Source organism: Oscillibacter valericigenes (assembly GCF_021531435.1).
In the GTDB taxonomy this organism is placed as follows: Bacteria; Bacillota; Clostridia; order Oscillospirales; family Oscillospiraceae; genus Oscillibacter; species Oscillibacter valericigenes_B.
The window spans coordinates 1-21,528 of record NZ_JAFBIS010000007.1 but is presented as its reverse complement, the minus strand read 5'-3'; the positions used below and the strand labels follow the sequence as shown (position 1 = coordinate 21,528).

The 21,528-nt window shown below is 52.5% G+C and carries 21 protein-coding genes; 8 read left to right on the top strand and 13 right to left on the bottom strand.

Annotated features, from left to right (window positions below; genetic code table 11):
• Positions 1–6: 6 nt before the first annotated feature.
• Positions 7–1,407: a hypothetical protein gene (locus tag JQM68_RS05355; RefSeq protein ID WP_235221961.1), complete on the bottom strand. Its 1,401-nt coding sequence runs from the start codon at positions 1,405–1,407 to the stop codon at positions 7–9.
• Between the two features lie 514 nt (positions 1,408–1,921).
• Here JQM68_RS05355 and JQM68_RS05350 point away from each other — a divergent pair.
• Positions 1,922–2,638 carry a hypothetical protein gene (locus JQM68_RS05350; RefSeq protein ID WP_235221960.1) on the top strand — a complete coding sequence of 239 codons (717 nt, stop codon included), beginning with the start codon at positions 1,922–1,924 and terminating at the stop codon, positions 2,636–2,638.
• A 124-nt stretch (positions 2,639–2,762) separates the two neighbouring features.
• Here the strand turns inward: JQM68_RS05350 and JQM68_RS05345 are convergent, their stop codons facing one another.
• From JQM68_RS05345 to JQM68_RS05315, 7 genes are all read right to left on the bottom strand, one after another.
• On the bottom strand, positions 2,763–2,957 hold the full coding sequence (locus JQM68_RS05345) for a hypothetical protein (protein ID WP_235221959.1): 195 nt from the start codon (positions 2,955–2,957) through the stop codon (positions 2,763–2,765).
• Between the two features lie 76 nt (positions 2,958–3,033).
• Complete coding sequence (locus tag JQM68_RS05340) at positions 3,034–3,276, bottom strand: type II toxin-antitoxin system Phd/YefM family antitoxin (RefSeq protein WP_235221958.1); 243 nt, start codon at positions 3,274–3,276, stop codon at positions 3,034–3,036.
• Positions 3,277–3,934: 658 nt separating this feature from the next.
• On the bottom strand, positions 3,935–4,864 hold the full coding sequence (locus JQM68_RS05335; protein WP_235221957.1) for a 3-hydroxyacyl-CoA dehydrogenase family protein: 930 nt from the start codon (positions 4,862–4,864) through the stop codon (positions 3,935–3,937).
• A gap of 8 nt (positions 4,865–4,872) precedes the next feature.
• Positions 4,873–5,640 (bottom strand): 3-hydroxybutyrate dehydrogenase, encoded by a 768-nt coding sequence (locus JQM68_RS05330; RefSeq protein ID WP_235221956.1) that lies wholly within the window; start codon positions 5,638–5,640, stop codon positions 4,873–4,875.
• 206 nt (positions 5,641–5,846) lie between these two features.
• Positions 5,847–6,755 (bottom strand): LysR family transcriptional regulator, encoded by a 909-nt coding sequence (locus JQM68_RS05325; protein WP_235221955.1) that lies wholly within the window; start codon positions 6,753–6,755, stop codon positions 5,847–5,849.
• A 93-nt stretch (positions 6,756–6,848) separates the two neighbouring features.
• Entirely contained in the window at positions 6,849–8,000 is a 1,152-nt protein-coding gene (locus tag JQM68_RS05320) for an amidohydrolase (protein WP_235221953.1), read from the bottom strand.
• A gap of 18 nt (positions 8,001–8,018) precedes the next feature.
• Positions 8,019–9,254, bottom strand: a complete 1,236-nt coding sequence (locus tag JQM68_RS05315) for a Zn-dependent hydrolase (RefSeq protein ID WP_235221952.1) — start codon at positions 9,252–9,254, stop codon at positions 8,019–8,021.
• 461 nt (positions 9,255–9,715) lie between these two features.
• Here JQM68_RS05315 and JQM68_RS05310 point away from each other — a divergent pair, with 461 nt between their 5' ends.
• The 3 genes from JQM68_RS05310 (at position 9,716) to JQM68_RS05300 (ending at position 15,601) form a co-directional block, all read left to right on the top strand.
• On the top strand, positions 9,716–10,315 hold the full coding sequence (locus tag JQM68_RS05310) for a TetR/AcrR family transcriptional regulator (RefSeq protein WP_235221951.1): 600 nt from the start codon (positions 9,716–9,718) through the stop codon (positions 10,313–10,315).
• 4 nt (positions 10,316–10,319) lie between these two features.
• Positions 10,320–14,657, top strand: coding sequence for an InlB B-repeat-containing protein (locus JQM68_RS05305; protein WP_235221950.1), 4,338 nt, complete (start codon positions 10,320–10,322; stop codon positions 14,655–14,657).
• 218 nt (positions 14,658–14,875) lie between these two features.
• Entirely contained in the window at positions 14,876–15,601 is a 726-nt protein-coding gene (locus JQM68_RS05300) for a LytR/AlgR family response regulator transcription factor (protein ID WP_235221949.1), read from the top strand.
• Here JQM68_RS05300 and JQM68_RS05295 read toward each other — a convergent pair.
• A complete protein-coding gene (locus tag JQM68_RS05295; protein ID WP_235221948.1) occupies positions 15,586–16,026 on the bottom strand; it encodes a GHKL domain-containing protein in 441 nt (146 codons plus the stop codon). The two genes, JQM68_RS05300 and JQM68_RS05295, sit on opposite strands and share 16 nt — an antisense overlap.
• A gap of 87 nt (positions 16,027–16,113) precedes the next feature.
• On the opposite strand from JQM68_RS05295, the gene JQM68_RS05290 reads away from it, so the two are divergent.
• The 4 genes from JQM68_RS05290 to JQM68_RS05275 all read left to right on the top strand — a co-directional run bounded on the left by JQM68_RS05290 (position 16,114) and on the right by JQM68_RS05275 (position 19,142).
• A complete protein-coding gene (locus JQM68_RS05290; RefSeq protein WP_235221947.1) occupies positions 16,114–17,163 on the top strand; it encodes a hypothetical protein in 1,050 nt (349 codons plus the stop codon).
• 2 nt (positions 17,164–17,165) lie between these two features.
• A complete protein-coding gene (cas1, locus tag JQM68_RS05285; RefSeq protein ID WP_235221946.1) occupies positions 17,166–17,744 on the top strand; it encodes a type II CRISPR-associated endonuclease Cas1 in 579 nt (192 codons plus the stop codon).
• A 394-nt stretch (positions 17,745–18,138) separates the two neighbouring features.
• Positions 18,139–18,375 carry a helix-turn-helix domain-containing protein gene (locus tag JQM68_RS05280; protein WP_235221945.1) on the top strand — a complete coding sequence of 79 codons (237 nt, stop codon included), beginning with the start codon at positions 18,139–18,141 and terminating at the stop codon, positions 18,373–18,375.
• Complete coding sequence (locus JQM68_RS05275) at positions 18,375–19,142, top strand: AAA family ATPase (protein ID WP_235221944.1); 768 nt, start codon at positions 18,375–18,377, stop codon at positions 19,140–19,142. Before JQM68_RS05280 ends, JQM68_RS05275 begins: the two co-directional genes overlap by 1 nt.
• A 251-nt stretch (positions 19,143–19,393) precedes the next feature.
• Here the strand turns inward: JQM68_RS05275 and JQM68_RS05270 are convergent, their stop codons facing one another.
• The 4 genes from JQM68_RS05270 to JQM68_RS05255 all read right to left on the bottom strand — a co-directional run.
• Entirely contained in the window at positions 19,394–19,684 is a 291-nt protein-coding gene (locus JQM68_RS05270; RefSeq protein WP_235221942.1) for a DUF2442 domain-containing protein, read from the bottom strand.
• Positions 19,685–19,703: 19 nt separating this feature from the next.
• Positions 19,704–19,964 (bottom strand): DUF4160 domain-containing protein, encoded by a 261-nt coding sequence (locus JQM68_RS05265; RefSeq protein WP_235221941.1) that lies wholly within the window; start codon positions 19,962–19,964, stop codon positions 19,704–19,706.
• A 316-nt stretch (positions 19,965–20,280) separates the two neighbouring features.
• Complete coding sequence (locus tag JQM68_RS05260; protein ID WP_235221940.1) at positions 20,281–20,904, bottom strand: YczE/YyaS/YitT family protein; 624 nt, start codon at positions 20,902–20,904, stop codon at positions 20,281–20,283.
• A gap of 7 nt (positions 20,905–20,911) precedes the next feature.
• Positions 20,912–21,528 (bottom strand): YgjV family protein (locus tag JQM68_RS05255; RefSeq protein ID WP_235221939.1); only part of this gene is annotated, 617 nt, incomplete at its 5' end.

Here is a 21,528-nt window from a genome sequence, read left to right as displayed (position 1 = left end):
CTCCTTTCAGACGCCGAATACCGCTTTCCGCAGCGGACGATTGAACAGCAAAGCGAGGTACTGCCGCAGGCGGGAAGACTCGGTCTCTTCCTTCGCGGCTATCTCCTCAAAAAGCTTCCACATGGCTTGATATGCGGGCTGATCCCAGTTGGCCAGAAATTCATAAAACATGTCCCGGAAGGCCCGGACCCTGGTGTCGCGGGCCCGTACCGCGGACAGTGTTTCTATCATAGAGCGCTGGAAGGAGAGACCGTCAGACCAGGGCTTCGGCGCATGGAGGGCCTTGTTAAAACGAATCTGCAGCACTTCCAGCCATATTCTGGTTCCCTGGGACAGCGTTTCCATTTCTTCAGGGGACAAACAGAACAGTTTTTCTTCGGGAGTGAGATGGAGGTAGACGTCCGTTGGGATCGGCTGGACAGGCTTTTGTTCCTCCTTCACCATTTTTTGATAAAAATGACAGGCGTAGCCTTCCTTTGCCTGCTCCCACAAGTCCCAGAAATCCCGGTGATAGATTTCCGCCAGCGTTTTCACAACGATCTGCCGGGGAAAATAGGCTTGCATGAGCGGAAGATCTCTGAGGTTCTCCGGCTCATGCTCATCTTTTGCCCTTGCGATGAGCGTGTCTTTGTCGGGCTCTGCCAGATATTTCATAATCAGCTGGAGCTGCTCATCTTCCGTTCCCGTGAGCTGTTCCGGGACTTTTTTAACGTACGCCAGAAACCCGGCGTAGCATACACTCAGCGGGAGGGAACCATCTTCCTCTCTTTCTTCCTCTCTTTCCGAGCCGTTTTCCGCTTCCTCTGCTTCAAGTTCCCGCAGGACTTCCTCCGTGCCATGCTCCACGGTTTTGACTGCCAAAAAGTCCAGCTCGTCCCAATTGGACCTGATGTTCCGCTCCAGAATGTCGTCCCAGCTGCCGCCATACTGCTCATACTCGCCGGCGTTTTTCAGAAACACATACGTATCCCAGATAGAAGGACTTTCCAGCGGCAGTTCTTCACCGAAGAGATATTTCAGCCAGCCTAACGTAAACCAGTGGGGAATATCAGGGTCCCGGAGATCCGCGAAGCAGGGGGTATCGGAGCTGCGCTCCTCCAGGACATAAGCGGCGGACATGACCCTGCAGAAATGCTGCCAGCCGACCTTATTACTGAAAATGCTGCCATCGTGCATTCCGGCGTCCTCCCAGCAGTCATCCTCAAAATAGTTATAGTTAAACCAGAGGTGGCCATTCTCGTCTGGCTCCGGAAAATACAGAAGGGAGTTCTTTTTTCCAAACATCTCCACCTTTTCCCAGCACATCATTCCGCCCTCCCGGAACAGACGGAGCATGCGCTGCTGGAATTCTTCCCGCCGGTCTTCCGGGATATGCGGCTTACCGACGCAGTCCAAAAATGTTCCCATATTCGTTCTCCTTTCCCATCCATTCTTTCACGGCTTGATACGCCTCCGGCTGGACCATGAAGCGCGCCCATGCGCTGAAGCAGTCCGCCGGCGTGAGCCCAAGCCTCTGACAGAGGTCCTGAAATGCCTCCCATACACCGGCCTCCAGAGTCAGACCGACAGCGGACGGAGGCAAATTCCTGCGCCCCCGCTCATCCGGCAATACGCGAAACGGACCTGCCGGCTCACTGCGGGCCAGGCATCTCATGCCGGGACGCCCATAGGACTTGCTTCGGGTTTTCACCTTTCTGAACCATTATACCCCTTTACAACGCACAAGTCAAACATTTGTTCTATAAACAAATCGGACAACCTCACGATTTGCCGGAGACCCCCCAAAAAACAGTCCGTGCCAAGACAAGCTCTGCAGAGCAAAAGCAACGGGCTATCAGGTATTATTACACGGCAATGCAGCCCGGACAGCATCCACAAGGTTGCACATGGGGAGTTCAGATCCTATGATGAGTACCTTGATGTGCAGATGCGCTCCTGCAGCAAAAGCCGCAATTATTTTGAGATGTGCTTCTACTGCGGCGATGCCTGTACGGACTTCAAGGGAAAGATCGACAGGTTTGACCCCGTCAAAGGCAAAGTGATTTTCAAACGCATCATGGTTGACGGCATATACAGTGACGGTACCGGCTTTTACGGCAAGGAAGATCATGTCTGGATGGACCAGGACGGATTTGCCGGATTCCAGCCCGGTGACTGCCTGTGGTTTTCCGCGGAGATTTACCGTTATATGCGCAGGGGCAATGGGAAGCTGATCGACTACGGCCTTCGAGCGCCTGCCATGGTCAGGAAAATCGATGCTTATATGGTCCCCACAGACGAGGAACTGATCGACCAGCAAATCAACCAACTTGTTTGCGAGACCTGCAGATATGACAGTCATTGCTCAATGTGGAACTGTGTTGCCGATGAGCGGGAGCGCAGGGAACGGTTCGAGACACTTAAAAACTTTGAACCGGGCAAATTTACGCCATTTACCGTTGTGCTTGCCTACGAGCTGGAATACCGCATTATGATGCGGACGGGCGGTTTCAGACTGGACATGAAATCTCCAAACTATCATAAAATGAAGAAAATAATGAAAATTTGTAAGGCGTCTCCGATATATTATCTCGGAGATGTTAAGGATGCTCTCGCACGCATGATCTGGCCGGACAAGCCCAGACTGTACTTGGAATAATCACGATCGATCCGAATTCAAGAAAGCCTGCGCTGCCGTTTTTTCGGCAGCGCAGGCTTTTTTGAGGAAAGATGCATTTCTGTTGGCCGGCGTTCTCCGGGCAGCCTTCAGGCAGATCCTGGTATTACGTATCCTGGTTTGCTATATCCATATTTTCACCAGAAGTTTTCCGCGCAGGCGGAAGCACTTCGCAACTGGTCGCTCCATTACCGGCCATTTTTCCATAGCCCATCACTTGAGAGGCCGAGCGCATCGCTCCGAACAATTCCATATCCGCCGACATCAACAGAAACACATCTGAATTCAGCTGGCGAAACATATGGAATTGCTCTTTTGCCCTCAACTGCCCTACCTCATTGCAGCACCAACTTGCGATTGGCGGGCAGTCAGCATCTTCATTTCGCCAGTTCCTTATATGCTTCACGGTTTTTTGCGATCAGCTTCTGTGATATTTGCAAGGTGTTTTCGCCTGAAGCATCTTGCATAGCCTCTGCCTGATCAAATTTGATAATCAGGTACTTGGGGACATTGTTTTTCAAAATAACCACAGAGCCACGCTTATCTACCATTCTGGCAACTTGTGAAAAGTTCCGGTTCGCTTCTGTGATAGAAACTAAATTGTCGGTATTGATCGTCATGCCATCTGCTCCTTTTTTTCATCATACGCTATTAGTAGGATAAATACAACCTATTTTGGGCTTTAACAGGCATCACACTTTTCATGGAATAGTGATTTTCTCGCGGAAACTCGCGTCGATTCAGGCGTCATATACACCGTGCTTCCGGCATGGTAAACCGGCGCTGTATTTATTCGATGAACTCCCCCGGAATGGGCCTTGTTAAGTAGTAAGCTGCGGAGCATCTTGGCAAGTTAAATGAAGCGTTTTTCGCCGGGAGAACAGACAAATCCTTGGAAACACGTGGTTTCCAAGGATTTGTCGGAGACTGCCGGACGCAAACCAGTGCTCTCCTGCGTGTGAAGATGCGTCGGACCGTCAAAGCCCCGGCCCCGCCTGATGTGGAGACCACCGCAAGCGATCGCGGCAACACAGTGGAAGACCTCCGGAGAGATTCCAGACGCTGCAGACATAAAGAAAAATCCTGCCAGCGGGCATACCGCGATGCTGCGTTTCAGAATAGGTGGGCAGTAGATCGACTCTGCCAGTGAAAGCAACCAGAATGGCACAAATCGGTGTGGCCCACAAAGGGGTTTTTCCACGGAAGGCGAATGCGATTAAAGAGCAAGGGATACGACGCTTCCGAAAATACGCATGTGCTATGGACCTTCGCTTCCGATCATGGCATTGTCCATTCTTTGACGCCAGCAAAATAAGGGCTCTGCTTGCGGAGGCGGAAATCATCGCTGTCCTTTTGACTCCAGTCGTATAGACCTTTGCCGGCAGCTTGCCCGGTTTGACCAGAGGCAAGGCCATCCAAAACGGTTTTTTGCAGTTCCTTGGTGTCACACAGGTCGGGATAGACATTCCCGGCGATGGTACTTTCCAATCCAAAACCCACAGCATCAAAATATTCCAGCAGGCCAATGGAGGCATACCGCATACCTACTGCATATTTTACTGCCCGGTCTATGTCGGCGGCGCTGGTGATACCCTGCTCGATGAGATAAATGGACTCCCGGAACAGCGCCTGCGCGAAGCGGTTTACCAAAAGACCGGGTACACTGCGGTTCAGAACGACCACTTGACGATGGAGCGTTTTCAACAAAGAGAGAGAACGATCAATTGCAGACTGAGCGGTCTTTTCGTGGCGGACGACCTCCACCAACGGAAGCATGTGTACGGGCTGGAAAGGATGGGCGATCAAAAGATTACCCGGTTTAGGAGATAGCCCGGCCAGGATCTCTGCATCCATAGATGAGGAACAGGAAGCAACTACGGCATCCTCCGCTGCGTATTGGGCAATGGCTTCGTAAACCTCCTGTTTCTCTGCGGCTCCTTCTGCTACTGCTTCAAAGACGAAAGTATGTCCTTCCAAAGCGGCAGGGTCATTTGTGACCTTCAGCATTGCCATGGCATTTGTTTTGTTGGATTCCGCAGCAAGCCCATGGGCGATCAGGTCATCCCAGTTCTGAGCGATCGCTTTTTTGCAGCGCTCCAACCCTGCCTCAGAATGACCGATAACCGTACAGGGCAAGCTGTTTCCAATAATGAGGGTGGCCTCACAGGAACCGATCGTCCCGGCCCCATAAACGGCGATTTTTTCCATATCAGTCCTCACATCATTGCCCAGCCGTGGGTTAGGCGCAGAGACTGACCTGTGAGAGCGCCCTGGTCATTGGCGAGGAATGCCAGCGTATTTGCAACGTCCTCCACAGTAGTAAACTGGCCATCCACGGTGTCTCGCAGCATAATATTCTTTACGACTTCTTCCTCGGTGATACCCAGATCACGGGCCTGTTCGGGAATTTGTTTCTCCACCAGCGGCGTCTTGATGAAGCTGGGGCAAATCGTATACGTATAGATGCCATACTCAGCTCCCTCGCGGGCGATGGCTTTGGCGATGCCGGCCACACCGTGCTTGGCAAAGTTGTAGGGCTCCTTCAGTTTGGACCCCACGAAAGACTGGACGGAGCCAGTGAACACGATACGGCCGCCCTTGCCGCTGGCTTTCATGCGGCGGAAGGCGGCGCGGGCCACCAGAAAAGCACCGTCAGCGTGAATGGCCATCATCTTTTTCCAGTCAGAGAACGGATACTCATCAAAAGGATGGACGATCTGGATACCAGCATTGGACATGACCAGATCACAAGAACCATAGGTCTCCATCATTTTGTCGAAGCCGGACTCGACCTCCTCCTCACTGGAGACATCCATGTGGACAGCGATAGCGGCCAGGCCTTTGGCCGTCAGTTCCTCTGCCAGCGCTTCGGCAGCGGGCATGTTTACGTCTGCCACGACCACGCCGTAGCCTTCCTGCGCCATCCGGATAACACAGGCTTTGCCAATGCCGGATGCACCGCCGGTGATCAAAGCAGTTTTCATAGTCATCGCGCTCCTTTTTCGCGTTTTTCACGTTGGATTGTGGCTATATTATACAAGCGAACACGATAACTGTAAATCATGCGAATACATGAATCGGATTTTGCTTCATTATCAATAATATACAAATCAATTATTATTTATAATGAAAACAATAAATATAATTTATATTATATCGAAAAGAGAGAGCCGATCACGGCTCTCTCAAACTACATGTCTTCCGGCCAGAGGTCATCCGGCGGCAGATTGCTTTTGACATATTCCAGGAACAGCCTGCACGCTTTTGGCATATATTTCTGCTTGTTCCATGCAAGTACAATGTCCCAGTACTTCATGCTGTCGGTCAGAGGAACACAACATACATTCGGCGTAGGATGCTTGTCCAGAACAGGCTTCGGCAAAATAGAGACTGCCCGGTTCCGGGATACGAGCTCTGCCATGAAATCCCACTGTGAACTCAGCAGCGCAATTTTGGGTTGAAATCCAGCGACGCGACAAGCGGACATGATTTGGCGATTCAGAATAAAATCCTGATTAAAAATCGCAAATGCATCATTTTTTAGCTCCGCAACGGTAATTGTCTGGGCATTCGCTAACGGGTGGCTTTTGTGCAGCAGTGCGACATTCCGCTGCGTTGTAAAATGACAACTATCAAAGGAGGGAGTACGGTCTGTGATCAGTGTAACCGCTAAATCCACATCCCCATTAGCAACAGCGTCATCGATTCGATTTGCGCCGTCCTCAATGATATGAATTTGAATATTAGGAAAGTCTCTCGAAAAATTGGGGATCAGGTCTCCGAAGAAGCAGAAACCAAACAGTGGAGAAAGACCCAACACAAAAGAACCCTTTTCAGCCCGGCTAATGGCAGTAACATTTTCAATAGTCTCTTGATAAACATCCAGAAGCCGCTTGGCACCGGTCAACAGGCAAGAGCCTTCATCTGTCAATTTCTGACGCCTGTCAAATGTATAAAAAAGCTGTACGCCAAGTTCTTCTTCCAACTTTTTCATAGCAACTGACAGGGCAGGTTGGGATACTGACAGCTTTTCCGCTGCACGGGAGAAACTCCCTGCCTGTGCAATTTCCAAAAAGTATTTGAGCTGTTTGATTTCCATTGTATCGTTTCCTTTTTTAAGGATTATTTTGCAGCTTTCATGAAAACTATATCAAAAATCCCTCACTTTTCATACTGGTATTTCGTCAACGGACTATTGCCGTGGCAGACGTTGCGCCACAAGCTCAGCCCAGATTTTTGCCCCTGTTTCCAGGACTGAATCGTTATAGTCGAAGGTATTATTGTGAAGCGGCACATTAGCGGCGTCATTTTTACCGCTGCCCAACAGCAGGAAGCAGGCAGGCACATGTCGGGCGAAGGCTGCAAAATCCTCTGAAGCCATCCAGGGCTCGCAGGCTCCGTTCACCCGTTCTGCCCCGACCACCGTGGCCGCCGCCTTAACAGCTGCCGTTACACATGTGTCAGCGTTTACAGCGGGATAGAACTCGTGGGTATAGCGGAATTCGTACTGTGCGCCGTTCATGCCGCAGACGCCTTCCACAATTGCCCGCATTCTTTCCTCTACCAACAGCTGATCTTCCGGCGTTGTTGTTCTTGCATCTCCCCGTATTTCAACATGGGTGGGGATCGCATTGTGCGCACCATCTGTGATGATCTCCGTACAGGAAATGACAACTGGATGGGTGGATCTCGCGTTGCGGGAGACGATCGTTTGCAACGCCAAATAGATTTCAGCGAAACAGGCCAGCGGATCTACCCCCTCGTGAGGGCTGGATGCGTGCCCTCCCTTTCCGGTAATACAAATCGTAAAATCATCTTCGCTGCTGGCAACCCCGCCAACTTTTGTATGGACGACACCCGCGGGAAGGAACGGCGCATTGTGGAGTCCATAGATCTCGTCCATCGGGAAGCGCTCAAACAGGCCATCGTCGATCATCGCCTGCGCCCCTTTACCGGGCTCCTCGGCTGGCTGGAAAATGAATCGGACTGTACCGTCAAAATTCCTGCGTTCAGACAGCAGCTTCGCTGCGCCGAGAAGCGATACCGTATGTCCATCATGTCCGCAGCCGTGCATCTTCCCCTTATTTTGCGAAACATGGTCGTGCACACCGCATTCCGTCACATGCAAGGCGTCCATGTCGGCTCGAATACCGATGGCCTTCTTTCCGTCGCCGCACTTCAAGGTTCCCACTACGCCGGTACCGCCAACGCCTTCCACCACATCGACGCCAAATTCACGCAGTTTCTTCGCAACAAAGCTTGCGGTTTCTTTTTCTTCAAAAGCCGTTTCGGGATGCTGATGCAGATAATGCCGCCATTCCTGCAGCTGCTTACCAAATTCCATGTGTTACACCATCCGTTCTCAGGTATTCGCACCTGCCAGATCACTCATAACATCCATAAAGACCCGTGCGCAGCGGATCAAATCCTCGTCTTTTGCGTATTCTTTGGGATTATGACTGATACCTTTGACACTGGGAGAAAAAATCATTGCCGTGGGGCAAAGCAATGCCATATTTTGAGCGTCCTGCCCTGCGCCGGATGTCATTCTGCGGCACCTGAGGTTTCGCTCTCCCGCATACTTTTCCACCAGTTTTACAATGCCTTCGTCGAACAGGACCGGCTTGAATCTGGACAGGCGTTCTGTGGTAATCTTCACGCCGTCTGTTTTTTCAAGCTCCACAAGATAGTCCGCCAGGGCTTTTTCCTCCGCCTGCAGAGCAGCTTCATCAGGATTCCGAACATCCACGGTGAAGACAGCTTTGGATGGAATCACATTGACGGCATTGGGTTCAAATGCAATACATCCCGTCGTAGAGACAGTTTTTCCATTGGACTTCAGGCACCGTTCACGCATAAAAGTGATGACCTTTGCCGCCGCAACGCCGGCATCGTGCCGGTAGGAGATGGGCGTAGTACCGGCGTGGTTTTGAGCGCCCTCAATGGTGATCTGCTGCCAGGAGATACCTTGCAGATTCTCCACAGCACCGATGTCGTAACCTTCTGCGTCCAGAATCGGTCCCTGTTCAATGTGGAGTTCTACAAAGGCGTGGGGCTTTAAGAAGCCCGGCTCGACAGTTCCGGCATAGCCGATCCGCTTTAACTCCTCGCCCAGCACGGTTCCGTCGATACCCACGGAAGCACAGGCATCAGCGGCGGACATTCCACCCGCGTAAACCAGAGAACCCATCATGTCCGGCGAATAGCGGACACCTTCCTCATTGGTGAAAGCGGCCACCGCCATTGGCCGTGCGGTCTTAACACCCGCTTCTTTGAGGGACTGGATCACCTCGATACCCGCCAGCACGCCATAGCAGCCGTCATACTGTCCTGCGTTGATCACGGTGTCGATATGGGACCCCGTCATAACGGGCTCCTGGCCTTTGTTCTCCTCTGTTTCCCAAATGCCGAAGATGTTGCCGATGTAATCAGTCTCAACACGGAGGCCTGCCTCACGCATCCAGGCGACAACGGCATCTCTCCCAAGTTTTTCCGCATCATCCGCTGCAAGGCGGGTTCTTTTGCCATCCAAGTCTTTTCCAATCTGTCCCAATTTGCCGATTCTATCCAGCAACCTGCGCTCGTTGATCGTTACCATGACGACCCCTCCTCTGATTTATGATCGGTTTCCTTGAATTTGTAGTCCCTTTCATCAAAGAAGCATATCTTTATTCTCTGCCACCCCAATCAAATAGTTTCATAGTTTACCACTCCAAATTTCGATTTCTTGAGTTCATCATATCATGCTATGAACTAATCCGCAACAGACACGGTTGGCAAAATCTACGATGCTGAAAACCGGCAGCACTTAGGGCAAAAGAGAGAAGAATGATTTCAAAACGAGTAAAAGAGCAGTGCTGGGCGGGAAAATCTTGCCCGGTGCTGCCCTATTCTGTTCCACCCGGAACAGGAATGAGGCCACCCAATTACAGACAAAGCAGAAACCGCTGACGGACTGTTGCTAAGATTCCGGCGGATACCGTGAGACCCGTTGATTTTTCCGCATGGATGTGCTATATTTGATTTGACACGAACGATTTAAATGAAAGGGGCGATCGGATGGCGAATTACACAGAAGCACAATGGAATGCGAAAAAGGCTGAGTTGATGGAAACGTGCTTTAACGGCTTTGCCGAGTTGGGCTTGCACGGCACCGGTATTCGCACCCTGGCGAAGCACTGCGGATATAACACATCGATGATTTATACATATTTCAAGGATCTGGACGACCTCATCATTCAATCCACCGAATACTGTATGAGCAAGGTGGAGCAGGAGTTCATGGCGAAAGCCCCGACCGATGTTGAGAACTTATGGCGATTCATTGACGAGATCCCATACTGGACGGCGGAAAAACACGGCAAGAAGTACAGACTGATGTATCAGGTCTATACCCACCCGAAATACAGGGAATACGGTCAGAAGTTCTTTAAAGGCGTCGATCAGCGTTATACCGAGTACGCAAAAAGCCTGGAGGACAAGCTGGGGATCCCCTATCAAAAGCTGACGCCGCTGATTTTCATTCTGATCCGGGCGTGCGTACATTACGCGTTGTTTGAGGACGAGTTTTATCTGAGATCCCAGATAGAAGTGCTGAAAGAAAGCCTGGAACTCTTTGTTGCGAAATACAACCCGAAAGCGATCCAAAAGGAGGGATGAAAACATGAAAAAACGGTTATTGAGCATCCTGCTGACCGCCTGCCTGTTGGCAGGGCTGCTGCCCACGGCGGCGCTGGCGGCAGACAGCGTGTCCTATCTGGACGTGGAAGGCAAAACACAGACCCGCAGCGCCACGGAAGTGACCAGCGGCAGCACCACATGGTCAAATGACTGGTATGTGGTACAGGGCAGCGTCACCATCTCCGGCGACATCGCCATCTCCGGCAGCGTCTACCTGATCCTGGCGGACGGCTGCACCCTGACCGTCAACGGCAGCATCCAGGGCGTGGGAAACCTGACCATCTACGGCCAGAGCGGGGGCACCGGCCAGCTGATCGTCAACGGCGGCTGCTTCGGCATCAAAGTCAGTAGCCTGACCATCAACGGCGGCACCGTCACCGTCGGTAGCCAGGAGATGAGTGGTGATGGCGCAAGCTACGGCATCTATGCCGACAGCATCGCTATCTCTGGAGGTCATGTGACTGCCCAGGTTCCTGGAGGGAGTGCGCTGAGCACCGCGCCGACCCTGCCCACCACCTATTGGTGGCGCACCGCGGATTCTGCCTCGTTCACAGCTTCCACCACCGGGCCTTATACCTACAATGTCGCAGACACGTATGTGGAGATCCGGGACACAGCGCCCACCTACACCATTACCCTGAACGCCAACGGCGGCACGGTGGAGGCTTCCACTTTGACCACCGATGCGAATGGCAAGCTGGCCTCGCTGCCCACAGCGAGCCGTGAAAACTACACCTTTGACGGCTGGTATACGGCAGATGGGGGCGGCACACAGGTCACCACCGACACCGTGTTCAACGCAAACACCACGATTTACGCCCACTGGACTTCCAACGGCGGCGATGTGGCTCTGACCTACAGCATCGGCCTGGATGTGAGCGGTACCCATACCTTTGACCCCGCTGATGTGGGCTACGGCGCTCAGACGTCCAGGACCGTCACAGTGAGCAATACCGGCACTGGCGCCACCGGCGCTTTGAGCGTGGCACTTTCCGGCGCCAACCCGGACGCATTTACCGTAAGTAAGACCAGCATCAATAGCATTGCCCCCGGCGGCACCGACAGCTTCACCGTGGTTCCCAACAGCGGCCTGCCTGCCGGTACCTACACGGCAACCGTGACCGTTGGCGGAGCCTCTGTGGATGCTAAGACCTTCGTCGTGAGCTTCACCGTAAACGCGCCCGTAGTAGTCGTCCCCGATAACTATGTCTTTGACATTGCGGAGGGCACCATCCGGATCCTGGACGGCGACGCGGCAGGCACGGTCAAGGTCGCATACGGCGACGGAAAGACCACGCCGGACTTTGACCCCTCCCAGGAGATCACCGTCACCGGCTCGTTCGTTATTTCCAGTGCCACAAATTATATTGGCAAAAGCCTGAAGGTCGAAACAGGCCTGCCCGTGAAGATCCGGATCAAAAATTTGACCATTAACAATCATGAGCCTAGGGGACTTTCTGATACGGACGGCTATCAGGCCATGGTTCTCCTGGGAAGTGAAACTACCGGCAAAGCAAACGTGACTCTGACCCTTGAGGGCACCAACTACCTCGGGGGCGGCATAGCCTGCGGCGGCATTGAGGTTGGAGAGGGCCACACCCTGACCATCCGGGGCAACGGCAGCCTGACTGCGCAGGGCTATAGCGAACCCAATATTAGATCCGGCGCCGGCATCGGCGGTCATATGAAGAGCAACTGCGGCACTGTCAACATTGAGAGCGGCACGATCACCGCCATCGGCGGCTTCGGCTCGCCCGGCATCGGCGGCGGCTACGCCAAGGAGTCCGTTGGCGGAAATGGCGGCACCGTCAACATTTCTGGCGGCAAGGTCACCGCTACCGGCGGCGAGGGTGGGGCCGGCATCGGCGGCGGCTCAAATCAATACGGCATCGTGGGCCACGGCCTTGGCGGCAACGTCACCATTACCGGCGGCACCGTCACCGCTACCGCTGGCAGCGATAAAGCGGATGCTATCGGCGGCGGAAGGGATCTCACCGGGGAGGCCAAGGGGACCGGCACACTCACGGTCAACGGCAACGCATGGGTGGGCTGGACGGGAACAACCAGCACGTCCAAGACCCTGACCCAGGGCGTTGTTTTAGGCGTGGTTTACGGCAACGTCACCCTGACCGAGGACCGCACCCTCACCAGCGGCTTCGGCGTTCTCTCAATCCATGAAAACGCCAGCCTGACCATTCCCAAGGGCAAAACCCTGACCGTTCAAGACGATGTTAACGATATTTATGTGCATGGTACGCTAACCAATTACGGCACCCTTGCCTTGAACGCCACAAACTGCGAAATGAATCTGGAGGATGGTACTCTAATCAATTATGGCACCCTGACCGGCTCCGGCTCCATTACGCCGGAGGAGAAGAAGCTGACCTACGCGGGGCCCCCCAGCGCGCCGGAGATCGCCTCCGTAAGTTCAAACAGCATTACGCTCAAATCCATCCCCGGCGCGGAATACAGCAAGGACGGCGGCACCACATGGCAGACCAGCCTCACCTTCAGCGGCTTGGAGACGCAGACCGCGTACACCTTCTACGCCCGGTACGCGGGCAACGGTTTCTATCAACCGTCTGCCCCCAACGAAGAAGGCGTCACCCAAAAAACCTCCGAAAACGCGCCCGAACCCGGCGAGGGCTTCAGCATTGACTATGCCCGTCAGAGGATCACGCTGGAAGACGGCTATGAAGCGAGCTGGACAAACTTCGGCGTTCTTGTCGCAAACGACGCCCTTCTTTTCCTCGGCAAGAATATCTATATCCGCAAGGCCGCCAACGGCGATACTCCCGCCAGCCCGGCAATGGCGAACAAAATTCCTGACCGGCCCGCCGCGCCCGCCGGTGTTGCTTACACCATCGACTATGTCAACGAGAAGCTTTCGTACGATGACGCCACCTATCGAGTGTACCGCAAAATTTTTGGGGAAGAACAAACCGTTATCAGCGGCAAGGCGTTCTACCCCGGTGAAACCTACTATGTTTGCACAAGAGCAGTCGAAGGACAGTCTTTCGAGAGTAAGCCAGCGGAGCTTCCGCTCCCCGACCGGCCCGCCGCGCCTGACAGTTCTGCGTTTGTCATCAACTTCAGCAGCGAGAAGATCACTTTCGACGACAGCATCTATGAAGTGGTGGAATATAACAGAACTGGTATCACGACGCACCCAAAAACCATTTTAAACGGCGACACTGTAACTCTCGGCAAAACCCTTCGGATCTACAAAAAGGCAGTCGCCGGAGAGTCTTTCAAGAGTTACCCTCTGATCGTTGATCTTCCCGACCAATTCGACACGTCTTCCGGTGATGAAAGCAGTTCCACCACGACCACAGTGAAAAACAACGACGGCTCCACCACCACGACCGTGATCGATCGGATCACCGGCACTGTGACGGAGACCACCAAGAACACCGACGGCAGCGTCACTACCGTGGAGACCAAGAAGAACGGCACCGTCACCGAAACTACCAAAACCGCTGACGGAACCACCGGCACCGTGGTCACCGCCAGGAACGGCAACATCACCGAGGTCAAGTCCAGCGTGTCCTCCGCCGCCGCCAAGGAAGCCTTCGAGGCCGGCAAGGCCGTGACTTTGCCTGTGGAAGTCCCCGCTGCCGGCAGCACCAAGAATGCTCCCGCTGTGGATATCACCGTACCCAAGGGCACTGGCCTTGTCAGAGTAGAGATCCCCGTGGAGGACGTCACTCCCGGCACCGTGGCCGTCATCGTGAAGGCTGACGGCACTGAGGAGATCGTCTCCACCTCCATGGTGACGGAGAACGGCATCGCCCTGACGATAACCGGCTCCACCACTGTCAAGATCATCGACAACGCCAAGAGCTTCACTGACGTACCCGCCTCCAATGTGTTCTATAGCGAGGTCTGCTCCCTGAGCGCCCGTGAGATCATGGTGGGCAAGAGCGAGGAGAAGTTCGACCTGTATAGCAGCGTGACGCTGAACCAGCTCTCCAACTTGGCGGGCCGTATCACCGGCGCCGTGGACGTCAAGGACTACAGCGGCGGTATCGCCTGGGGACAGGCCAATGGCCTGAAAACTGGAAATGAGTCCGCCACCCGCGGCGATATGCTGAGCACGCTGTATAATGCGGCAGGCTCGCCTGCTGTGGAGGATACCAGCAGCCTGTCCAAGCTCAAGGATGCCTCCGCCATCCCTGACGACATGAAGACGGCCGCGGCCTGGGCGCTCCAGAACGGCGTCCTGAAGGGCACCGCTGACGGCAAGGCCAACCTGAGTGCCAACGTCACCCGCGGTCAGGCCTGCGCACTGGCCGGGCGGACATTGAAAACCTTGGGGTAAAAGAGAATGAGGGGCATTACGAAATAACGTAAACTAAAAAAGACGAGTAGCGATCCGCAAAGGGGTTGTCTACTCGTCTTTTTGCTGTAAGATGAATTTGTGAAGAAACATCTAAAACAAGACCAGTGTACCGTAAAGGAGCGAAATGGTCACCTGTTGCGGTATGAGGAATTTATGCTATAATGTGAAATAGAAATTGATCCTCTGGAGGTTCCGTGATGCAGGAAACAGCTCGCCCACAACTGCATATCGCAGTCTGCGATGACGAAGCGCTGGAGCGTCAGCGGATCGCGGACCTGGTCAATCAGATCATGCCGGAGGAAGGACTGTCCTGTCGGGTCACCTCCTACGAAAGCGGAGCAGACCTGCTGTCCGCCATCCAACATGGCGGGCGGTTTCAGATCCTCCTGCTGGACGTGATGATGGAGGGGCTGGACGGCATGGCCCTGGCCGCCGCCCTGCGGGAAAAGGGAGACCACACGGCGATCATCTTCATTTCCTCCAACCTGGAAATGGCCCTGCGGGGCTATGAGGTGGAGGCGGCGCGCTATCTCGCCAAGCCTGTTGACCGGGAGCGGCTGCGGGAAGCCCTGATGTTCTGCTACCGGACGCGGCTCGCGCAAAAAGAGATCCTGCTGCCAACCGCAAGCGGTCAGCGCAGGATCCTTCCGTCCGATTTGATTTACGCGGAAACGTGGGAGCGGGGCGTCCGGCTGGTCCTCAAAGACGGCCGGGAAGAAACCGGCCTGAAAATATCGGAGCTGGCCGCCATGCTCCCGGAGCGGCAATTTGTATTCTGCCACCGGACCATCCTCGTCAATCTGGCCTTTATCCAGTCCATCCGGTACTGTGAGCTGGAATTGAGATCCGGAGCCACGCTCCCCATCAGCAAATACCGCCAGACTGAGATCCGAAAACAGCTCATGCGCTATTTGGAGGGCTGATCCAGGGGAATGGCCAGCATGACCTTGTAATCATCCGTGCCGCGCTCCGTTTCCATCAGGTCGCCGTAGCGCTCCGAGATCTGCCGGATGATTTTCAGGCCCAAGCCGTGCGTCGGCCCGGTTTCCTGTTCTTTCTTTCCCTGCATCCATTCCCGCGCCGCGGAGTTTTTGCAGGAAAACACGAAGAAGCCGCTTTTCAAATGCGCGTCCAGCCGGATATAAGGCTGCTCCACCCCGGCTGCGGAGGCTGCCGCCACCGCGTTATCCATGATATTCACCAGCAGGGAACACAGCTCCGCGTCAGACAAGGGCAGCTTTTCCGGCGCCTGCATCCGGACGATCTCAACGTTGATCCCGGCGTCCGCGGCGGCAGACAGCTTACCATTCAAAATAATATCCAGCATCTCATTTCCGCTCTGTATCACAGGGCGGATCTTTTCGTTTTGCCCGAGCAGCTCATCGAGATACGCAGCGACCTCCGGCTCCCCGGTCATCTGCCGGAGGAGCGAGAGATGATGCAGCAAATCAGCAAATATACGATGTGGCGGGAATGCCGCTACACACCATTGGAAGAAGCCAGTATCGCCGTGGATGAGGCCACTGGAGAGGTCATCTCTAAATTTCCCTATCCGTGGCCGGACTTCCGCAAGGAATTGGAGGCTCGCCTGAGCAGTGATCCTCGTGCCACTACCCGACAGCTTTCCTTCTATGTCAATAATCCAGAGGCAGTAGTGCGTCCCCTGTTCGTGTCCAGAGCGCCGAAGCGTAAGATAAGCGGAGCTGCGCACAAGGAAACGATCAAGAGCCCTGTGGCGATCGGAGCGGGTCTGGTGGTGGCAAAACATTCCTTGACCGATTTGAAACTGAACAAAGACGGTGAAATCGCCAACTACTATATGCCACACAGCGATCGGTTGCTGTATGAGGCGCTGAAAGTTCAGCTGAAACGGTTTGGTGGTGACGGAAAGAAAGCGTTTACGGAACCTTTCCATAAGCCTAAGAGTGACGGAACGCCGGGGCCGGTCGTCAACAAGGTAAAGCTCTGCGAACCGAGTACGCTGAATGTTTCTGTTCATAACGGCATGGGCGTTGCAGATAATGACAGCATGATCCGCATCGATGTGTTCCATGTTGAGAATGACGGATACTACTTTGTACCGATTTATGTGGCAGACACGCTGAAGCCGGAGTTGCCGTGCAAGGCGTGCGTGGCACATAAGCCGTATTCGGGATGGAAGGCCATGCGGAATGAAGATTTTATCTTCTCGCTCTATCCAAACGATTTGATAAAGATCGTTCACAAGAGCGGCATCAATATGGCGCTGAAAAACAAAGACAGTACCTTGCTTTCACAAGTGACTGTAAAGGAGCAGATGTTCTATTACACCGCCGCAAATATTTCAAGCGGTGCAATTGCCCTCAAAACACACGACGGTGCTTACGAGGCTCACTTGGGCATTAAAACTCTGGAAAAAGTTGAAAAATTCACCGTTGATGTTCTCGGCGAATACCACAAGATCGATAAGGAAACCAGACAGCCGTTCAAAAGAAAGAGAGGTTGAACATGGCATTCCGCAATATCGTGGTTGAAAATCCTGCCCGCATCACCGCAAGAAACAAGCAGCTTATCATTACAACAGATGCGGAACACTCTGTAGCCATTGAAGATATCTCTGCACTTTTGTTGGAAAACCGTCAAATTACTATCAGCACAGCCGCATTGTCCCGTTTGGGGCAGTGCGGCTGCGCTGTTTTTACTTGTGACGAAAGACACATGCCCTGCGGAATCCTGCTGCCGTATATGCGGCATAGCAGAGAGCTTTCTGTAATCAAAAATCAGCTATCCGCCAGAGAACCACTGAAAAAGCGGCTCTGGCAAGCCATCGTCAAAGGAAAAATTCGAAACCAGGCAGTTTGCCTGCGGCTGTGTGGACGGCAGGATGAGAGCAATGCGCTGTTTGCTATGGAAAAATCCGTGCGTTCCGGTGACCCGGAAAATATAGAAGCGACGGCAGCGCAGTTTTATTTCCCTGCCTTATTTGGAGCAGGGTTTACCCGTAGACCTAATGCAAATACAGCAATTGTTGTGTTTACAAAAGTCTACGTTGAATGTATTTTTTCTGCTTCCATGGGTGGTCAATAGGGGCCTGTTTTCTACATTTATTACGTGAGGATCACCGGTCATCGCTCAAAGTAAATTTTTTTTGCCGAAGGGGGTTTCATTTTACCCCTCTATTTCTCCGTTTATATGAGGGCATATGAAGGCTATGCCTGTAAATCTCTCTTGCCAACCAACGGAGAAGGAGGGAAATCACTCGAAGAAGAAAATATTTTGTCTGAGACGGGTATAATCGGCCCCGCTTTTTCTCCATTTATTATGAAGGGATATGCAGGGCACTTCTGAAGACCCCACCGCAAATTGTGAACAAAATGTGAACTCTTTGCATAGGAGACCTTAAAAAATAGCCCGTTTTCTCTATTTATTACGAAAGACTCTTTTTTCGAACACAGTTTTGAATCAGAAAGTGAGGAAATCTATGTTGCACACAAGAACAATTCGGGAAGCGGCGGCCTGGTTCAAAAGCCAGGACCCGCAGACCTGCCTGACAGAGACCGCCATCCGCACGCTGCTGCGAAGCGGTCGTGTCCCCTGTGTCCGGGTAGGGAAGAAGTACCTGGTCACCATCGAAGCGCTGGAAGCATATCTCTCCGGCGGTGAAACCGCGCCTGCGCCTTCAGAGAGTGTCGGCCGAAAAGTTTGGAGGATCGAGTAATGACAGACAATCAAAATGACCTGATCACCATCACGGCGGGAGAGCTGATGGACAGGCAGTTTCTCCCCAGACACAGCGTTGTGGAAAATTTTCTGCCGGCTGGGACATTCATCCTGTCCGGGCAACCGAAAATCGGCAAATCCTTTCTGATGCTCATGCTCTGCTGGTGTGTGTCGGAGGGAAAGCCCTTCCTGGGTTTTGAAACGCGGCAGTCCGAGGTGCTGTATCTGACCCTGGAGGACACGGACGCTCGTATTCAGGAGCGGCTGGCCCGGATGTTCGGCACAGACTGGGATGGAACGAAGCTGCATCTGACATTTCGTACCACGCTGAGCGGAAATGACCTGATCCAGCAGCTTGAAAACTTTGTCTTTGACCACCCGGAGACACGGCTGATTGTCATCGATACGCTTTACCTTGCCAGAGAGGGCGGCGATGGCACCGCGTACAGCTACAGCTCAGACTATAAGGACATTCGCCCTTTCAAGCTGTTCACTGGGCGTCTATACTCATGTGGTGCCGGAGGTGTTTTCGGGCGTGACAACAGCTGTGAACGACGCATCGGAGAAGCTGCTGGCAGGAACCTATACACCAAAGATGAACGAGGCCCAGGTCCGCAATCAGCTGCGGCAGTTGGACCCGCTGCTTTCCGAGGATGTGGAGATCAAGGTGCGCTACGCCTGAAAAGCCGTACAGCTTCATACAGCTACAGACCTAAAATCACCCAACATTTCGTAACACAAGCCGGGAAATTGTCCGTGTACTGAGGACAGATAAAACGGACATAAAAAGTCGGAATCCCTTGCAGTGCAACGACTACAAGGGATTCCGATTGGTGGAGACTACTGGACTCGAACCAGTGACCTCCTGCGTGTGAAGATACGTCGGGGGCGGAAAGAACGGGTTATCCCGTCCTTTCCGCCCCTTTTGGCTCAAAATGATTTGCTGTCCGCTCCGTTGTTTCCGTTGTCTACTACCTGCCCCAATTCCAGTCTGGGTCACGGTTTGGGTCAAGCGCTCAAATAGTCTCTCGCAGAGGATCTTCGACAGCCGGACAATGATCGTACAATTCACAGGGATCAAGGTCGATGCAGGTGCAGGGGTCTCTGGTACCATCCAGGTCCCAGGCAACAGCATCGTTCAATACAGTCAGACAATTCCGAAAGGTTTCCTCATCCTGGAGCGGAGCAAACACGCCGCCTTTCTCCAATAACGGCTTTGCATCCAACAAACGAATGGAACCATCCAGGAAATAGGCATAAACGGTAAAATCGCTTCCCGCAACAACCTGAACGACTTTGGGGATCATCAAAACACGCTCCCTTCTCTCAAGCAAGCGGGGCAATGCGGTTGAGGGGCTTGGCATCCTTGGAAAGCTCCCAGTTCTGCATGAGTTCATCACGATGCAGCTCGCACCATGCCAGAATCAATTTCAACTGACGGGAAGGTAAGGCACCCCGAATCACATAACCACCCTGAATGTCTACCAATGCTTTGTTCCCGGCGTACTCTGCATGGAAGTGCGGCGGATTGTGGTCGCTATAAAACATTGTGATACGAATTCCATAAAACAAACTGACTTCGGGCATATCGTAAGCACCTCCCAATTCGAATTTAATATACCATAAGGATAAGAGAAATAAAAGGTTTTTCTCTGCTTTGATTAGAAACGTTATAACTTTATTGCGGTTATTTAGGAAAAAGACTACAGACTATATTTTTACAGATGGGCAAATGATCCCGCCCCTTTTCGCAATTCTGCTGATTTCAGCTTGTTTTACCGTAATTCTGACATATAATTTGTGATCTTCTCAAAATAGCCAGTCATTCAGTATGCCCTATATAGAATACAGATGCAATTCGAAAACAGTTCAAGTTTAGTACAACTTTAGTTCAAAAACAGTCTTAATGGGTTGCCTTTCCCAAAACAATTGTGTCTATAGCAGGCTTTAGGATTTTTACAAACTTCTGTAACAACGCACCTGACAGCATAATTGTTGCAACCGTGCAAATTCCAACAGCACCTCCTAAAATCCACCCAAACAAAACACATATCACATCTAATATGATTCTTACATTTTGAATGGGCCATTGATTTTTATGTACAAAAGCAAACGTTAAAGCTTCATAGGGTCCTTTTCCAAAGTCCGCAAGGGAATAAAGCGCTGAACCAAAACTGAATATAACAAGTCCGCATATCATTATAAAGAAATTCGCCAGTTTTGAGCTGCTATAATGCAAAAACGGGGCAAATAAATCGATGCAAAAGCTATAGATTACTTGATACAGTATCGTCCCTATATGGATTTGCCTTCTGTCATAAAACCAGCAAAAGACCACCATTGCCGCGGCAATGATCAACGATGCCTGCCCAATGGTTATACGGATTGTCTTTGCCATCCCCTGCCATAATACCGCAAGTGTTGCGGAACCAAAACCGGCATAAATTGCTATATCCAATCCGAATGCAGCAATTACTGTTCCTACAATGACAGTCAAAAGTTTTAATATCATCTTTTTGCGAGACATATTATTTTTACCTCCCCATTATCCGGGCGTCTTCCTGCTCCGCGCCGCCTTTCGGCTCTTTTTTCATCAGGGATGCCGCTGTGATCACCGTCAGCACGGACTCCGTCACCATGCCGGAATAGGAGCGCACCGCAATGACATACACCAGCCACGAAAGGCCGCTGACAATGCCCGCGCCCTGTATCACCCGCTTGTTGGACTGGAAGAAGGGCAGCAGAGCCACCAACGATGCCAAAATAGGCAACAGCGTCACTGGCGTTTCGTAGGTTAACACAGCAATCAGCAGGAACACCGCTGCGATGGGCATCGCCGTGGCGACCTTGTTCCAACGAAACCGCTCCTGTAATAGGAAAAGCATCAACACGATAATTTGAAAAAAGCTACATACTGCACCGGACAGGGCGTGAAGTAGTGCATAATGGATGGCAAAAATCAAATTGGCAACTACCTGCCACAGCAAGATCATGCGCTTGTCCTTCTGCCAGTAGCTGAGTCCCATAGTAATTAATGCACCAAAGCCGATCATCTGATAAAGCACATTCATTCGTATAATCCGCCTTTCTGCGAAAGGCACCGACGGGGTTATGAAACCCGTGTGCTTTCGCCGGTAAAACTTGTTTGCTA

Coding starts and splice junctions, on each gene's coding strand:
- JQM68_RS05265 (WP_235221941.1), bottom strand. CDS start 19,964: ATGCCCGAAGTCAGTTTGTTTTATGGAATTCGTATCACAATGTTTTAT.
- JQM68_RS05260 (WP_235221940.1), bottom strand. CDS start 20,904: ATGTCTCGCAAAAAGATGATATTAAAACTTTTGACTGTCATTGTAGGA.
- JQM68_RS05330 (WP_235221956.1), bottom strand. CDS start 5,640: ATGAAAACTGCTTTGATCACCGGCGGTGCATCCGGCATTGGCAAAGCC.
- JQM68_RS05345 (WP_235221959.1), bottom strand. CDS start 2,957: ATGTTTCGCCAGCTGAATTCAGATGTGTTTCTGTTGATGTCGGCGGAT.
- JQM68_RS05335 (WP_235221957.1), bottom strand. CDS start 4,864: ATGGAAAAAATCGCCGTTTATGGGGCCGGGACGATCGGTTCCTGTGAG.
- JQM68_RS05280 (WP_235221945.1), top strand. CDS start 18,139: ATGTTGCACACAAGAACAATTCGGGAAGCGGCGGCCTGGTTCAAAAGC.
- JQM68_RS05325 (WP_235221955.1), bottom strand. CDS start 6,755: ATGGAAATCAAACAGCTCAAATACTTTTTGGAAATTGCACAGGCAGGG.
- JQM68_RS05340 (WP_235221958.1), bottom strand. CDS start 3,276: ATGACGATCAATACCGACAATTTAGTTTCTATCACAGAAGCGAACCGG.
- cas1 (WP_235221946.1), top strand. CDS start 17,166: ATGGCATTCCGCAATATCGTGGTTGAAAATCCTGCCCGCATCACCGCA.
- JQM68_RS05315 (WP_235221952.1), bottom strand. CDS start 9,254: ATGGTAACGATCAACGAGCGCAGGTTGCTGGATAGAATCGGCAAATTG.
- JQM68_RS05310 (WP_235221951.1), top strand. CDS start 9,716: ATGGCGAATTACACAGAAGCACAATGGAATGCGAAAAAGGCTGAGTTG.
- JQM68_RS05275 (WP_235221944.1), top strand. CDS start 18,375: ATGACAGACAATCAAAATGACCTGATCACCATCACGGCGGGAGAGCTG.
- JQM68_RS05270 (WP_235221942.1), bottom strand. CDS start 19,684: ATGATCCCCAAAGTCGTTCAGGTTGTTGCGGGAAGCGATTTTACCGTT.
- JQM68_RS05305 (WP_235221950.1), top strand. CDS start 10,320: ATGAAAAAACGGTTATTGAGCATCCTGCTGACCGCCTGCCTGTTGGCA.
- JQM68_RS05320 (WP_235221953.1), bottom strand. CDS start 8,000: ATGGAATTTGGTAAGCAGCTGCAGGAATGGCGGCATTATCTGCATCAG.
- JQM68_RS05300 (WP_235221949.1), top strand. CDS start 14,876: ATGCAGGAAACAGCTCGCCCACAACTGCATATCGCAGTCTGCGATGAC.
- JQM68_RS05290 (WP_235221947.1), top strand. CDS start 16,114: ATGATGCAGCAAATCAGCAAATATACGATGTGGCGGGAATGCCGCTAC.
- JQM68_RS05355 (WP_235221961.1), bottom strand. CDS start 1,407: ATGGGAACATTTTTGGACTGCGTCGGTAAGCCGCATATCCCGGAAGAC.